The 13,629-nt window shown below is 67.6% G+C and carries 16 protein-coding genes and 1 tRNA gene; 8 read left to right on the forward strand and 9 right to left on the reverse strand.

All coding sequences use genetic code 11. The features are described from left to right. Positions 1 to 533 precede the first annotated feature (533 nt). The 4 genes from L1785_RS18810 to L1785_RS18825 are packed head-to-tail and all read right to left on the reverse strand — an operon-like array spanning position 534 to position 3,598. Positions 534 to 995: an NUDIX hydrolase gene (locus tag L1785_RS18810; RefSeq protein WP_236090836.1), complete on the reverse strand. Its 462-nt coding sequence runs from the start codon at positions 993 to 995 to the stop codon at positions 534 to 536. A 10-nt stretch (positions 996 to 1,005) separates the two neighbouring features. Continuing rightward, the gene (locus tag L1785_RS18815; protein ID WP_236090837.1) at positions 1,006 to 1,827 is read right to left on the reverse strand and encodes a protein phosphatase 2C domain-containing protein; all 822 of its coding nucleotides are present in this window, start codon (positions 1,825 to 1,827) and stop codon (positions 1,006 to 1,008) included. Further along, positions 1,824 to 2,864: a tetratricopeptide repeat protein gene (locus tag L1785_RS18820; protein WP_236090838.1), complete on the reverse strand. Its 1,041-nt coding sequence runs from the start codon at positions 2,862 to 2,864 to the stop codon at positions 1,824 to 1,826. Before L1785_RS18820 ends, L1785_RS18815 begins: the two co-directional genes overlap by 4 nt. Beyond that, positions 2,861 to 3,598 carry a TauD/TfdA family dioxygenase gene (locus L1785_RS18825; RefSeq protein ID WP_308113380.1) on the reverse strand — a complete coding sequence of 246 codons (738 nt, stop codon included), beginning with the start codon at positions 3,596 to 3,598 and terminating at the stop codon, positions 2,861 to 2,863. Before L1785_RS18825 ends, L1785_RS18820 begins: the two co-directional genes overlap by 4 nt. Before the next feature lie 548 nt (positions 3,599 to 4,146). On the opposite strand from L1785_RS18825, the gene L1785_RS18830 reads away from it, so the two are divergent. From L1785_RS18830 to L1785_RS18845, 4 genes are read left to right on the forward strand one after another with little or no spacing between them, the layout of a single operon-like run. Then, positions 4,147 to 4,521, forward strand: a complete 375-nt coding sequence (locus L1785_RS18830; protein WP_236090840.1) for a hypothetical protein — start codon at positions 4,147 to 4,149, stop codon at positions 4,519 to 4,521. 27 nt (positions 4,522 to 4,548) lie between these two features. Then, positions 4,549 to 5,406 carry an SMODS domain-containing nucleotidyltransferase gene (locus L1785_RS18835; RefSeq protein WP_236090841.1) on the forward strand — a complete coding sequence of 286 codons (858 nt, stop codon included), beginning with the start codon at positions 4,549 to 4,551 and terminating at the stop codon, positions 5,404 to 5,406. A 10-nt stretch (positions 5,407 to 5,416) separates the two neighbouring features. Then, the gene (locus L1785_RS18840; protein ID WP_236090842.1) at positions 5,417 to 6,346 is read left to right on the forward strand and encodes an S-4TM family putative pore-forming effector; all 930 of its coding nucleotides are present in this window, start codon (positions 5,417 to 5,419) and stop codon (positions 6,344 to 6,346) included. Positions 6,347 to 6,363: 17 nt separating this feature from the next. After that, positions 6,364 to 7,209 carry an SMODS domain-containing nucleotidyltransferase gene (locus L1785_RS18845; protein ID WP_236090843.1) on the forward strand — a complete coding sequence of 282 codons (846 nt, stop codon included), beginning with the start codon at positions 6,364 to 6,366 and terminating at the stop codon, positions 7,207 to 7,209. 272 nt (positions 7,210 to 7,481) lie between these two features. Here L1785_RS18845 and L1785_RS18850 read toward each other — a convergent pair whose 3' ends face one another. After that, positions 7,482 to 8,141, reverse strand: coding sequence for a hypothetical protein (locus L1785_RS18850; protein WP_236090844.1), 660 nt, complete (start codon positions 8,139 to 8,141; stop codon positions 7,482 to 7,484). A 105-nt stretch (positions 8,142 to 8,246) separates the two neighbouring features. After that, complete coding sequence (locus tag L1785_RS18855; protein WP_236090845.1) at positions 8,247 to 8,921, reverse strand: GNAT family N-acetyltransferase; 675 nt, start codon at positions 8,919 to 8,921, stop codon at positions 8,247 to 8,249. 334 nt (positions 8,922 to 9,255) lie between these two features. Between L1785_RS18855 and L1785_RS23295 the strand changes: the two genes are divergently transcribed. Beyond that, on the forward strand, positions 9,256 to 10,482 hold the full coding sequence (locus tag L1785_RS23295; RefSeq protein WP_236090846.1) for a tyrosine-type recombinase/integrase: 1,227 nt from the start codon (positions 9,256 to 9,258) through the stop codon (positions 10,480 to 10,482). 122 nt (positions 10,483 to 10,604) lie between these two features. Here L1785_RS23295 and L1785_RS18865 read toward each other — a convergent pair. Beyond that, positions 10,605 to 10,677: transfer RNA gene (locus L1785_RS18865), tRNA-Asn, on the reverse strand. Between the two features lie 57 nt (positions 10,678 to 10,734). After that, the gene (locus L1785_RS18870) at positions 10,735 to 11,274 is read right to left on the reverse strand and encodes a hypothetical protein (protein ID WP_236090847.1); all 540 of its coding nucleotides are present in this window, start codon (positions 11,272 to 11,274) and stop codon (positions 10,735 to 10,737) included. Positions 11,275 to 11,443: 169 nt separating this feature from the next. Between L1785_RS18870 and L1785_RS18875 the strand changes: the two genes are divergently transcribed. The 3 genes from L1785_RS18875 (at position 11,444) to L1785_RS18885 (ending at position 12,921) form a co-directional block, all read left to right on the forward strand. After that, on the forward strand, positions 11,444 to 11,737 hold the full coding sequence (locus L1785_RS18875) for a hypothetical protein (protein ID WP_236090848.1): 294 nt from the start codon (positions 11,444 to 11,446) through the stop codon (positions 11,735 to 11,737). 115 nt (positions 11,738 to 11,852) lie between these two features. Beyond that, entirely contained in the window at positions 11,853 to 12,581 is a 729-nt protein-coding gene (locus tag L1785_RS18880) for a DUF6232 family protein (protein WP_236090849.1), read from the forward strand. 4 nt (positions 12,582 to 12,585) lie between these two features. Next, positions 12,586 to 12,921 (forward strand): hypothetical protein, encoded by a 336-nt coding sequence (locus L1785_RS18885; protein ID WP_236090850.1) that lies wholly within the window; start codon positions 12,586 to 12,588, stop codon positions 12,919 to 12,921. A gap of 12 nt (positions 12,922 to 12,933) precedes the next feature. Here L1785_RS18885 and L1785_RS18890 read toward each other — a convergent pair whose 3' ends face one another. Next, positions 12,934 to 13,602, reverse strand: a complete 669-nt coding sequence (locus L1785_RS18890; protein WP_236090851.1) for a hypothetical protein — start codon at positions 13,600 to 13,602, stop codon at positions 12,934 to 12,936. Positions 13,603 to 13,629: the final 27 nt, after the last annotated feature.

Below are 13,629 nucleotides of genomic sequence, written 5' to 3' on the forward strand. Positions count from 1 at the left end.
ATCCTCCTCGGCCACGTGTCCGGTGTGCCAGTCATAGATGAGCTGGACGCTAGTCTGGGGTCGGACGAGGCGGCCGCTAATGAACTGGCGGGGCGGACTGCTCCTTCCGGCGCCGCTCCCGCGGCGCCCAATGCGCGTCGGAGCCGGATAGATCGACGAAGTCGCGGCACAGTTGCAGGTGAATCCAATTCTGATCATCGGTCGCCTGGAAGAGCACGGAGAAGTCCCGTGGCGCACGACGCTGGTCAAAGACGCGCCAAACGTCATGCGGCAACTTGCGGCAGGGGCTTCGGCGCCAGCATGACGATGACGTTGCACCACACCACACCGGCAGCCCTGGCCACGTCCGCGCTACCAGGCCGTCGTAGACGTGGTCGCCCTGGACCACGACCACCTGTCGCACAAGCGCTTCGACGGGCTCGCAGTCGTCTCGACGTCGACGTCGCGACGAGGTCGAAGATGGCGGGGGGTGGCGAGTCCGGGACTTGTGGGTGGGAGTCAGCAATGACTCATCCTTGCCCACGGCCGATCCGTCAAGGCCGGGTGAAGTGTCCCCGGTCGGCGGCTTGGCGGATGGCGGTCTTGTAGTCCTGGGGCATGGTCAGGGCGTCGATCTCGTCCGGGGTGAGGAGGACGAGTTCCTTGTGCTCGTGGCTGTAGGCGGGTGGGGTGTGGCCGTCGTAGTTGGCGAGGAATGTCAGGACGAAGACGTGCCGGTGCGGGAAGATCCGGTAGACCCAGGCGTGGTAGGGGTCGCCGACGGTGGTGTCCCAGGAGAGCTCTTCGCGGATCTCGCGGGCCAGGCAGTCGGCGGGGTCCTCGCCGAGGTCGAGCTTGCCGCCGGGCAGTTCCCACTCGTCGCGTTCGTTGCGCAGCAGGGGAAGCTGGCCACGCCAGTTGATGACGGCCTTGACGGAGATGGGCAGCTGGTACTCGAAGTACCCGGTGTTGCGTTCGATCAGGTACGGCTCTTCGGGGCTGCGGGTGTTCAGCATCGGGGTCCTGTCAGGAGAGCTGGAGGAGGGTGACGCACGCGTCGTCGGACTTCTTGAAGAACGGCGCTGACTGGTCGGTGGACGCTTCGTGGTCGCGGATCATCTGGATGACCCTGGCGGCTGACCGCCGGACGACAAGGTTGGTCAGGTCGGTCCACGACTCGGCCAGGTGGTAGTCGGTGACGGCGCGGGCGAAGCCGTCCGTCGCCAGGAGCAACAGGTCACCCGGCGTGTAGTCCCAGGCTGCGAAGAGCACGTCTGCGCCGACGGCCGGGTTGTTGCCCAGGACCCACGCGCCGTCGCGGCCCTTGAGGTAGCCCCGCCGGCGGGCGGTGATCCCGGCGGCGGCTTCCTGGGGTGACTGGCGGGTGTCGCGCTGCGTGCGGACCGCGGTGTGCTCGTTGCGCCCGAACACGGGGTTGGACAGCAGGGCGTATTTGCCGGCGTGGTAGATGAACACATCACCGACGATCGCGGCCTCGACCTGCGCATCCGTGCGGCGGACGATGCCCATAGAGCAGACCGGCGGCAGCCCGTCGTCGGGCATCCCGGCCAAGCGGAGTGATTCGGCGACGTGGGTGGCGAGGCTGGTGACCAGTCCCGGGGGGCGCCGGGTGAGCGGCCGTGAACGCAGCCAGGTGTCGCAGGTGTGGGAGATCCAGTACGCGCCGGTGACGTCGGGGTCGGGGCGGAACGTTTCGGGGGTGTCGGTGGCGCCGTCGAACATCCACGCGTACGGTCCGGCCGACCCTGCCAGGTCCTCGTTCAGCTCGCCGACGCCCTTGCTGGTGGCGGTGTCCAGCACGGTCAGGCCGGTCGTGGTCGTGGTCATCCGCCGGTTCCAGACGTCGGTGAGGGCATGGTCCCGGGAGCCAGACCCCCGAGCTGGTGTACCCAGGATGTCAGGTCCACGAGCCCGACGAGATGGATCGCCGCCAGGCACATGAGCAGGCCCAGGACCACACCGGGAACCAGGCGCCAGACGGAGCGGACGCCGCCGGCCCACATGAGGCAGGAGAACGCGATCGTGATGCTGCCGGTCGCGACGAGGATCAGCGGGACGCCGTCGGACACGTCGATGCGGGTGGCGACCGTGACGGCGGTGGTGATCAGCGCGATGACTGCGGCGAGCACGCCCAGGAGCTGCACCTGGTCGCCGCGTGCGGTGTCCACGGCGGCCTTGGTCTGGGCCATCTGCGCCAGGAGGTCGGACCCTTGCCGGTCGATGAGCAGGCGGGCGCGGAGTGCTTCGTAGCGCGCGAGCCGCCGCACGCCGCCCGGGGTGCGGGCCTCCTGATAGTGGATGGCGACCTGAACCTCGGTCAGGGCTTCGCGAATGCGCCCACCCAGATGCAGCAGGCGGGCACGCGTGAAGTGGAAGTTCGGGTTGTCCCTCGTCGAGGTGCGCAGCGCGGTGTCGACCGCGTCCAGGGCGAAGCCCAGCTCGGCCGGGGTCACGAGGTCGGGGGCCAGATCGCCCAGGTCCGCGTACAGCGCGGCGTACTGGTGCCACACCCCGGGACGGTCGCCCAGGGACTTGATCGCCTGCCTCGAGTGCCGCAGCGCCTGCCGCAGGCGGGTGACCGACGTGCCATCCCCGATCGCTGCGATCGCGCGGAACGTGCCGTAGTACGGGTTGGACCCGAACTCCGGCTCGTACCGGGTGACCAGACCCCGGTACTCCGCTTCGCGCTCCTCGCGGTGCATGTCCTGCAGGAGCGTGTACAGGCAGGTGAAGCGTTCATCGGCCGGGCGCGACTCGTCGGCCAGGATCGCGCGGAGTTGGTCCTGCGTGAGGTTCCTGGCCAGGTGCTCGCGCACGTCCTCGGCGAAGGTCGCCGAAGTCCAGGACGGGATGGTCGTGGTCACAGCTCTGCCTCCGTCTGGTCCGGCGAGTATGCCAGGATCCGCACACCGACCCGTGACGGGTCGGTGATCCGGGTGCGCCCGTGAGCGACCCGGTGGTTGTCGATGACGTACGCGTCCCCGCTGCGCAGCCAGTCCACCGTCTGCGTGATCCGCGCCGCCCGACGACGGACCTCGGCCACCAGGACGGCCGGGCCGGCCAGACGAAAGTGATCGTCGTCCCGGTACCGGAACCCACCCGACGGCCCGAGCCGGAACGGAAGCCGCACCCCGTCGGCCTGGCGCTCGATCCATAGGCTCGCGATCTCGGTGTCGGACAGCCCGGCCGTCAGCAGCTCCAGGTCCGCGAACAGCGGGAACCCGCCCGTCGAGGCGTCATGACGCACCAGATGCATCCCCAAGAACCGCGGCGGGACGGGCAGCGAGGACCGATCCGTATGCACGCCCAGCGCCTGCACCGTGAAGCCCGGACCGGGCTCACCACGCCGTCCCGAAGGGCTGATCGTGGTCCGCCCGTCCGCATCACCGTCCGGGTGAGGGTAGATCCGACCCAGCCCGGACACGATCATCGCAAACTCCGACGTAGTGACCTGCGGCAGGACAACGAGCCCACGGTCCTGCACCCGAGCGGCAACATGACCCATCGACGAACGGCCCCCGACCCCTATGGCGCTGCCACCTGCACGAACAGCCCGACCAGCATAGGGGAGTCGGCGCGAAAGCAGAATGAGCGCCATGCACGTTTCGCCCGGTTCTTCTTGCGTGCTATATAGCCCTCCTGTGGAGGGCGTGCCATGTGCACGTCGTGCAACGCGGCGAGTAGGCAGAGCGCTATCGACGCGTCCGCCGACGGTGCAGCGGGGACCTCCCCGCAGGCAGAGCGGGATCCTGCGCGGTGCAGAAACCGGACCCGGTCGGCCAGGACGGCGTCGCCGGCCGCCCCCGGCGGGCCTCGGTGCCGGCCTGCCACTTGTAGTACCTGAACCGGTTGACGCCCAGGACCTGGCACAGTCGCTTCACCGAGTAGGCGGGATGGTGCTCGGCGACGAACTGGAAGCGGCCCACCAGGTCGACGCTCCCGCGAAATACTTCGCAGCCTTGCGCAGGAACTCCCGCTCGGTCGTCAGGGTCCGCTTCTCGGCCCCACAGCCGCAGCGTCTCGCGGGCCACGCCCAGGTCACGGGCGATCCCCTTGATCGTGGCCCCAGGCGTCGACTCAGTCGCAAAGGGTGAACCTTGTGCCCGGTTGCCGGCTTTTGTCGGTGGCCGCACATACACTCGCCACGTGGCTGACGACCCTTCACGGCTTCCCGCAGAGGCGCGGGCGCGTGCGCTGATCGATGCCCAGCTGGAGGCGGCGGGCTGGGTGGTACAGAACGTCCGCGACTTGAACCTGTTCGGGGCCCAGGGGGTTGCGGTGCATGAGGTCACGATGGCCCAGGGGCGTGGCCGGCCGGACTACCTGCTGTACCTGGATCGGCGGGTGCTTGGAGTGATCGGGGCCAAGCCAGCGGGTACCACGCTGCCCGGGGTGGAGTGGCGGTCGGCGATGTACGCCGACATCTCCACGATCAGCGTGTCCACTATGTGCTGCGGGACCGCGAGGTCACGGAGGGCGACGACCCGGTTCTGGAGTCGTACATCCCGGACGAGAAGGTAGAGGTGCAGTAGCGGATATGGCCAACACATGTTTGATGACGATGCGATTGGGAGCGCGATTATGAGTGAGACTGCCCGAGCCTGGCTCAACAGCCTCACCAGCCTGTATACGCCAACGTCGTCACAGTTCGATGCGGCGAAGAGTCATCGTGCCTCCATCGAGATGCGGCTCGATGCCTACCTGGGGCTCCACGACATGTTCGAGATCGGTTCCCTCCGTCACGGAACCGGTATCTGGCAATACAGCGACGCTGACTACTTGGCGTCATTGAAGGGTGTTCAGCCTGAGTCGCCGTGGACGATGTTGAACCGGGTCAAGGATACGCTTCAGGATCGATTTCCAAATACCACGATTGTGGTGCGTCGGCCTGCGGTCGTGTGTCGTTTCTCCGACGGAATGGTTGAGGTCGTTCCGGCCTATCCGGCGGCAAGCGGCTACTGGATGGCCAACCCGGCTGATGGTTGGATGAAGACTCATCCCAAGGAGCACAACAAGTACGTTAACGACGTCAACGCCAAGCACAACGGGGGCGCAAAGACGCTCGCGCGCCAACTGAAGATCTGGAAGTACCTGCGCAACGTTCCGGTGTCGTCCTGCTACCTCGAGATGCGAGCTGCCAAGCACCTTGATGGCGAGTCGTCGTACTCGCCGTTCTGGGATCTCTACCTCGCGCTCGACAAGATGTATGAAGCCAACCTTGCGGCGATGAATGATCCGACCGGCCTTGGCTCGCGTTTCGGGGCATGTTCATCGGAGTCGAATCGGCAGGACGCGCTGTCAAAGCTCGGCAGAGCGGTCACCCGCGCCAACAAAGCACGGGAGTACGAGGCTGACGGGGAGCACGCCGAGGCAATTGAGCAGTTGAAGCTGCTCTTCAATAGGTAACGGAGGCCCGATGACTGATCTCGGCGAATACACCCCACCCGCCTCTGGAGCGACCCTCCTGCGTCGCCAGGACGAGCTCGATGCGCTGCGCCTCCTCATTGCCCAGAAGCGTCTGTACTCGCGTGCGAAGCGTTGGGTCGCGATTCGCTGGTTCGGGATGCTCGTCATCGGCCTCGCCGCGCCCATCGTCGCGGTGATCTGGCCAGAGAGCAGTGTGATCGTTGGCAGCATCGCGGGAGCCTGGCTCTTCCTCGGACGCACCCTGTTGATGCACGTTCAGAAGAGGAGCACTGAGCAGGCTGCCGCAGTGCAGGAGCAGTTCGACTTCTACGTCTACGAGATGCCGTCGGGCACGCCTCGTCCGAAGCTGCCTTCGCTCGAGGACATCTCGCTGGCGGCTGGGCCTGATGCTGAGCTTATGGCGGTCGCGGGCCAAGAGAAGATGCTCGGATGGTATGTCGTCGCGAAGGACGACACTGGTGAAGTTGCGGTTGCGATCGCGCAGCGCTCGAACGCCGCATATAGCTACCGCCTGTTGAGGTTCACGGGAATCATCTGGTCGGTAGTTGCCGTGATCTGGGCAGGAGTGCTCACGGCGATTTGCATCGTCACCGGCCTCACTCTTGCGACGTTCTTGCTGGGGGTCGTCCTCCCGCTGCTGCCCGCCTTCCTTGACGTGACCGAGTACATCGTCGGCATCGTGCGCTCAGCCAAGGATCGAGAGGCGCTCTACCGAGAGATCGAAAGCAGGATCGGTAACAAGGACGAGCCGATCACCGGCGAGAACCTGCGTGTCTGGCAGGAGGCGCTGTTCGAACTACGTCGTGACACACCGACAGTCCCGGACTTCATCTACAAGCTCCAGCGTCAGAAGAACGAGGTAGCGATGTCAGCTGCCGCTGCGCAGCTGAGCAAGCGTGCACGCCAGGAGGGCGAATGACAACCACGAGTCAAGCGATGGCGCAGTACCTCTCCGACATATCCGTCACGGATTACCAGCAGACGTCGATCATCAACGCACGCAAAGACCGCGTCGTGGAGAACCTTACAGCCGCCTTCCCCTCCACCACCGATCTTCCCTTCAGCCGCGCGATCCTGATGGGCTCGGCCGCGAAGGGAACGATCGTTCGTCCCATCGACGACATCGACGTCCTGGCGGTGTTCTCGAACGCGAACGGCGCGTGGAACACCTACCGTCTTGACTCGCAGGCATTCCTCTACGGGGTGCGCCGAGCGTACAACGGGCTGTCGACGGCGCAAGTCGGCGCTCGAGGCCAAGCAGTGCGCATCTTCTTCAAAAACGGCGGCCATGTCGACGTGGCGCCGGTGTTCTCTCACGGCAACGACGTCTACGGACTACCGGGAGGCGACGGCGGGTGGATCAACACAGCTCCCACGGTGGCGAACTCGTGGTTCGCGAAGAAGCATGCCGACCTCGGCTACAACCTGGCGCCTCTGGTGCGGCTTCTGAAGAAGTGGAACAACGCGCACTCGAAACGGCTCCGCTCCTTCCACCTGGAGACGATCGCCGCCAGCACGTTCAGGACGCTCGGAAGCAACCGGCAGAGCGCCCTGGCCAATTTCTTCGAGTGGGCGCCATCGCACCTGAACGTCAGCGACCCTGGCGGCCAATCGGGAACGCTCAGTAACTACCTCAGCTGGCCTGGACGGGAGGAGGTCATTCAAGCACTGGCTTCCGCGGCCGATCGAGCACGCAAAGCGAATGAGGCGGAGGCGAGAGGCGACCATGACGAGGCCAAGCGTCTCTGGCGGATCATCCTGGGCTCGAGCTTCCCGAGCTAGTCAGTCCGCTGCGACACCAACCGAGTCAACCAAGTGGTCAACCGATGAGCGCGCCGTACGTCTCGATTGGCGGCCGGTCGACAACTCGCTGGCGGCGGTGCTGGCTGCGGTCGAGGTCTACAACAAGCCGCGGATGACCTATCGCGACGAGGTCGAACCCCCGCAGAGCTCCCCGCGGCTCTTGTTGCCCACCCGGCAACCGTACTCAGCGACCAGCTCGTCGACACGGTACGGCCGCTGGGCCCGTGCGGCCGGTGGACGGTCTGTTCGCACTACGCGGATGCGGAGAGGTTCTTGTAGAGCTGGTCGACCGCGTTCTGCAGGTGGATCAGCGTCGGGTCGATCACGAGGTTCCCACCCGGCGCCGGCTCGGCACCGAGGGACATCCACAACTCGGTCAGCTTGCGGATCCCGGCCTCCCACTCGTGGTCGGGAACGTCGTCCTCACGCTTCTCACGGAGCTCGAACGGACTGGGGTGAAGGGCGATGCAGGTGGCGAAGTCGCTGAGCAGGAGGAACGCAGATCCGGCGAGGTAGCGCCCCAGACCGCCCATGCCGCGCCATTCTGGAGCCAGCTTCGCGTGGTTGGTGATGACGAGGTGGGAGCCGAATCCGGGTTGGTACTTCTCGGCGAGCCGGCCGGTCGAGTCGGTGAGCGGCGCGAAGACCTCAGCATCGGCGGCGGTCGCGTCCAGGGCGTCAAACATTCTGGTTCCGAGCGGGAGGACCGGGAACAGCCAGCCGTCCATCCAGAAGATGGTCTCAGCCGCGCTCTCGCCGTCCTCGTCGAAGTCATCGAGATCGGCGGTCACGGTCCACGAAGAGACGGGGAACTCGGCGTGACGGGGCACATGTGTGACGCGCAGGTCGAACTCGAGCCAGTCGAGCCCCTGGCGGAGGCGTTGACGCTGTGCGAGGCGGTTGGCACTCATCACGCCACGCTACGGCACCACCCATCGCCACGACCGAGGAGACACGTAGGGGCAGCAGCCCGGGCCCCCGACGCACGCGCTCGAGCAGCCTGGACAGAAGCTTCGTCAGGAGCTGATCCCCAGATGCTCGAGCACTGGCGTCACGCCGTGGAGCCGGACGTCCGGACGAAGCTGGTCTGGCCTGGCGTCCCACGCCTCCCGGGTCAGCCGCCAGCGCTGCCTGACTGCCGGCTTCCCGTCGCGCGCGACGAGCCGTTCCCCTCCGAGTTCGTACCCCAGCTTGGCCGAGACGGCGTTGGATGCCGCGTTGTCGGTGTCCGCCTCGCTGACCATCTCGCGCGCACCGAGGCCCTCGAACGCCAGATGGAGAACCATGTGCCGCGCCTTGGTGCCGATCCCATGTCCGTGGAACGAGGCGCCCACCCAGGAGCCGGTCGTTGCCGATCGGAGGACTGGGAAGTCCCTGGCGACCATCGACTGGATGCCCACGATCCGCTCGGCACGGTAGATGCCCAGTCCCAGGCGCCAGTAGTTCAGCTCGGCGCAGGATCGCAGGCTCCAGTGGTGCTCCAGCACGTTACGGCGCACACGATCTGGCCCGCCGCGAGTCCACGGCCAGGTGAAGGCCGCGTCTGCGTGATGGACTCCGGTAGCGGCGACGTCGGCGAGCGCCACCAGGTCGGCGTCGTCGGGCACCTTCAGTTCCAGGTCGCCGCACCGCACGGCGAGTCCGAACGTCGGGACGACGGCGGTCAATAGGGCCCTAAGCGCGACGGTCATGGCCAGCATCGTTGCGGATGACGGGCAACGTCGCGACGGATTTGACCTTCTCGACGACTGGGATCCGGCGGGCATGGCTGGGGTGTGGCCGCACTTCCCCGGCGTCCAGCCTGCTCTGCCGGAGGCTTGCGGAGGGCTCGGGACGAGTTCGACTACGGCGTGAGGTTTGCTAGCTCGTGAGCACGGCGTGTCGCCCGCGCGTCTGAAGGCAATCGGCCACTCGCCGCCTGTCGACGCGCTCCTCTAATTGGCGCCGCCCTACTCTCGATCCATGGTTCGAAGCAGGATCCGGCCCGGCGAACGCGGGTCCATCATCTATACCCCTGGACGGAAGGTGTCCGGACGCGACCCCGAGACCCTCACGAAGCATGGCTCGCGCTACGTCACGAGCGACGGTACGTCGGTTAAGCCCGACGTGTGGACGGCGCTTGTGTACGTGCGCGACGCCGACGGCGTGCGTCGGAGGGTCAAGAGGTTCGGCGTGACGAAGGACGAGGCTCGGGCCGAACTCGAGGCGGCGATCGGAGACCGCCATGCCCCGTCGACTGCGGAAATCAAGCCCACCACGACGGTCGCGCGGCTCGGCAAGCTGTGGTGGGACAACATCGAACGCGCCAGTCAGCACTCGGAGGACACGCTCCGACTTTACGAGCTCAACCTCGACAAGTACGTCACGACGGGCGCGCTGGCCCACCTCCAGGTCCGCGAGGTCAACGCCGGCCGCGTCGCCGACTTCCTCCACAGCCTGATCGACAAGAGCACAGGCAAGGGGCGCGGCACGGCCAAGACCGTGCGCACAGTACTGCGGGGCATGTTCACGCTCGCGGTGAGCAACGGGGCGATCGACCGAAACCCGGTCCGGGAGGCGGAACCCATCACGGCGCCGCGCAAGGTGGTGCAGAGGATCGAGACCGCCAAGCGTGACCAGTTCACGGACACGGAGAAGAAGCAGATCCTGCACGTGGCGGACACCGTGGCCAAGCACAACCGCCGCGACGTCGGCGACCTCATCGCCTTCATGCAGGGCACTGGCGTGCGAATCGGGGAGGCGCTGGCACTCCGGTGGGACGACCTCGACCTCGTCGAGGGCACGGCCGAAACCGGCTTGCACACGGTGACCCGGCCGCGCGGCGGCTCGCTGGAGATCGTGGAGCACGGCAGCACCAAGATCGGCGACCGCATACTCAAGCTGCCGCCGTGGCTGGTCGTGAGGCTGCTGGATCGCATGACGCGGGTGCCGGCGAACGAGCTGAACCTCGTCTTCCCGACGGCGACCTACCCGACAGCCAAGAATGGCGCGGCGACCCGGCGCGGCGGCACACTGCGCGATGTGGCCAACACGACCAAGCAGATCCGTCAGGTGTTCGAGGATGCCGGTGTCGAGGTCCCCAAGGGGCAGGGCTCTCACCTGTTCCGCAAGTCGGTCGCGAGCAAACTCAACCGAGCCGGCCTCTCGGACCGCGAGGTCGCGAACCAGCTCGGGCACGCCTCGACGAAGACCACCCGCGACATCTACATGAGCCGCAAGACGGTCGGAGAGGCCGCTGCTGAACTGCTCTGAACCGGGCCGCCTGACGCCCGAGACTTCACTCAATGTGACCCGAAAGTGACTCGTCGTACAAAGTTCGACGATACGTGAAGGGCCTCTGCCCGGTATCGCACCAGGTCAGAGGCCCTTTTCGGCTCCCGCGGTAGGACTTGAACCTACGACCGTCCGATTAACAGTCGGATGCTCTGCCAGCTGAGCTACGCGGGAAGGTGTCCACCCGCCCGGGTTCTCCCGGTCGAGCGGCCGGAAGAAACTCTAGCAGGTTCAGGCCGGTAGTCCCGCCGCATTTCGGACCCGGGCCTCCGCGGCGTCGATCACATCCGCTACGGCCGGATCGTCCAGGTCGACGCCCGGTCCGGCGATCGCCTGGGAGAAGATCTCGCCGTCGGCGGTTCGCCGCACCGCGACCCGGGCGGAGCGTCCGCCGGCGAGCGCGACGGGCTCGGCGTGCACCACCGACCACTGCACCCGCTCCCGCACGACCTGCGGCAACGACGTGCGCTGCTCCGGCTCGAGCGGCAGCAGTAGCGCGGGCTCGCGGTCCACCCACTCCACGGTCAGGACCCCGTCCGTGGGCTCGAAGGACGCGCGGTCCACGTCGCACCACGGGCGGTGCACGACGACGGTCCGGCCACCCTCAGGAGCGCTTGCGGGAGGCGTGCTCGTCGTCGCGAGCGCGGCACGCGTCGCCACGGCCCACGACCCGTCGGCGAGCGCCGCCTGGGCGAGCGGAGTGTCGGCGCCCTGCGCGCGCAGGGCGCGCCGGACGTCGTCGGGCAGGCGCGGACGGCTGAACCACAGCATGCCGTCACCGTACCGTCGGTGCCGGAGCCTGGCGTCGCGGAGACGACCCAGGCGCCGACGGCGGAGGACCTGCTGCGCGCCGGCAACCCGCTCAGGGCACCATGGGTGCCATGACCGAGGAACTCACCGAGCGCGTGCAAGGTGGGGGAGCGGGAAGGGTAGGAAGAACATGAACGACGACGAGCTGACCGCGGAGCTGAAGCCGATCCTCGAGCTGGACTTCCGGGCGGTGCGTGCGTTCGACGAGCCGGACGAGGACGGCATCGCTCAGTTCCGGCGCTGTGGTCGGCGTGCTGCACGAGAGCTCGGGCTCAAGGTCGTGACACGACAGACTGATCCGAGCCGCCGTGGGGACCGGCAGGTGGTCGTCGTGGTCGCGATCACGAACCCGCCGGCCGAGGACCGTGCTCGGCTGGAAGAGCGCGGTCGCCTGCTGAGCAGTGCGGCGTCGTGGAATCGCTGAACGACCGAGAGATCTCACCCGGACACGTCGGCGACAGGCCTTGATCGGGACAAGTGCCGCCGTAGTAGATTTGCCCCCATTCGTCCGCCGACCACGGCCGTACCCGAAGGATCCCATGCCCCATATCTCCCGGCAGAACGTGCGGATCGTCCGGCGCACGCTGTGGATCGGCCAGGACACCTACCCGCTGCACAACGTCGTGAAGACGTCGCTCCGGAGGGTCACGGTCGCGCCTCGGACAACCCGGCCGGGTCGCGCGACCCGCTGGGGGTTCGGGCTCTCGCTGCTCGGTTCCCTCTGGCTCGTGGGGTTCATGACCTCGGACGTCGGTTCGTTGGGCCAGCGGTTGGTGTACGCGCCGTTCGCCGTCGGCCACATCGCGCTCATGGTCTTCACCTTCCGCGCACTGCGCGGACGCGTACCCTTCCCGCACGGCTGGAAGTGGCCCGTCGTCGGCCTCGCCGCGGCGACGGGTCCGCTCGCGTCGGTGTGGCTGGTGCTCACCGACCCTGTCAACTGGGTGACGGTCGTCGGGCTCTACGCGTGGCCCGCCGTCGTCCTCCTGATCTGGTCGCTCGTGGCGCGCCGCCCGCCGGAGGCCCGCACGTACCACCAGCTGATCGTCACGACGTCGGGCGGCGAGAGCACCCGCCTGACCTCCGACGACGGACATGCCCTGCAGCAGCTGCGCGGTGCCCTGACCCGGGCGATCAACGATCCGAAGACCAGCTACTCGGGCGCGATGAACGTCTACGAGTTCGCGGGTGGGGACAACGTCGTCATCGTCGGCGACAACAACGTGGGCGTGGTCAGGGACCGGGCGACCGGCATCTCGAGGGGATGACACGATGAGCGGCGACAACATCTACGTGCACGGCAACGGCAACGTCGGGGTCGTCAGGGATCACGGGACCGGCATCGTGAACCACCACCAGGCCCAAGACCTCGACGCCGCCGTGCGGCAGCTGCTCCTCGCCATGGAGACACTTCGCCCCCACGTCGACGCCGACGACGCTGCGGCCCTGGACCGCGCCGCGACGACGATGCAGTCCGGGAGCGGCAAGGACCGTCAGCAGCTCCTGCCCGTGCTGAAGGAGGTGGCCGGGATCGCGGGCCTCGCGGGCACGGCCGGCCAGGCGGTCCTCGAGACGATCGCGCAGGCGCAGACGCTCTTCGGCGGCTGACCCCCTCAGGAGCTAGGCGGCACGCGTCGCCCGCACGGCCCACGCCGCGAGCAGGCATCCGACCGCCACCAGCACGCCGTGCGCGATCCGCACGCTCGGGCCGCCCCAGAACTGGGGCAGGACGAGGAGGAGGCCTGCGGCGAGGGGGAGGCCCGCCCACCGGGTCGGCCCGCCCGAGCGCCAGAGCGCGGTCGCGACGAGGACTCCGGCGACCGCGAGCAGCAGGAGGCCGATGGCGAACAGGGTCGCGGCCATCGGCTGCATCCGCAGCACCTCGACGTCCGCGAGAAGGCCGGCATCCCCCTCGCGGGTGGCGGCCTGGGCGATGGTCCGGATGCCGAAGATCTCGGCGCCGAAGTACAGGGCCGACAGGCTTGCGCCGGCCCAGGCGGTGACGGCCGCGGCGGTCGCGGCGGTCGCGGCGGCGGCGCCCCTGGTCCCGCCGAGAAGCGTCCGCAGGCCGAGGAACGCCGGCCCGAGCAGGGTCAGGCCCAGGATGCCCAAGACGTGCGCGAGGACCCACCGGTCGGACGCGAAGGCGGCGGCGAGATCCATCGTCGCGACCGTCTCGTCGGGCCACGGCCGCAGCACGGGGAAGAGCAGGAACAGGATTCCCGCGAGGGTCAGCGAGGCGGCGGTCCAGCGAGCTACTTGCGGAGAGGCGGTGCGGCTCATCGTCATAGCAAGGAGGCTAATCGCATTAGCCGA

The organism is Antribacter soli, from assembly GCF_021568775.1.
Taxonomy (GTDB): Bacteria; Actinomycetota; Actinomycetes; order Actinomycetales; family Cellulomonadaceae; genus Antribacter; species Antribacter soli.

Excerpts from the sequence above, each read along its gene's own strand:
- L1785_RS18855 (WP_236090845.1), bottom strand. The coding sequence starts at position 8,921 with ATGACCGTCGCGCTTAGGGCCCTATTGACCGCCGTCGTCCCGACGTTC.
- L1785_RS18890 (WP_236090851.1), bottom strand. The coding sequence starts at position 13,602 with ATGACGATGAGCCGCACCGCCTCTCCGCAAGTAGCTCGCTGGACCGCC.
- L1785_RS18845 (WP_236090843.1), top strand. The coding sequence starts at position 6,364 with ATGGCGCAGTACCTCTCCGACATATCCGTCACGGATTACCAGCAGACG.
- L1785_RS18850 (WP_236090844.1), bottom strand. The coding sequence starts at position 8,141 with ATGAGTGCCAACCGCCTCGCACAGCGTCAACGCCTCCGCCAGGGGCTC.
- L1785_RS18815 (WP_236090837.1), bottom strand. The coding sequence starts at position 1,827 with ATGACCACGACCACGACCGGCCTGACCGTGCTGGACACCGCCACCAGC.
- L1785_RS18840 (WP_236090842.1), top strand. The coding sequence starts at position 5,417 with ATGACTGATCTCGGCGAATACACCCCACCCGCCTCTGGAGCGACCCTC.
- L1785_RS18810 (WP_236090836.1), bottom strand. The coding sequence starts at position 995 with ATGCTGAACACCCGCAGCCCCGAAGAGCCGTACCTGATCGAACGCAAC.
- L1785_RS18885 (WP_236090850.1), top strand. The coding sequence starts at position 12,586 with ATGAGCGGCGACAACATCTACGTGCACGGCAACGGCAACGTCGGGGTC.
- L1785_RS18870 (WP_236090847.1), bottom strand. The coding sequence starts at position 11,274 with ATGCTGTGGTTCAGCCGTCCGCGCCTGCCCGACGACGTCCGGCGCGCC.
- L1785_RS18825 (WP_308113380.1), bottom strand. The coding sequence starts at position 3,598 with ATGGCGCTCATTCTGCTTTCGCGCCGACTCCCCTATGCTGGTCGGGCT.
- L1785_RS18875 (WP_236090848.1), top strand. The coding sequence starts at position 11,444 with ATGAACGACGACGAGCTGACCGCGGAGCTGAAGCCGATCCTCGAGCTG.
- L1785_RS18835 (WP_236090841.1), top strand. The coding sequence starts at position 4,549 with ATGTTTGATGACGATGCGATTGGGAGCGCGATTATGAGTGAGACTGCC.
- L1785_RS18880 (WP_236090849.1), top strand. The coding sequence starts at position 11,853 with ATGCCCCATATCTCCCGGCAGAACGTGCGGATCGTCCGGCGCACGCTG.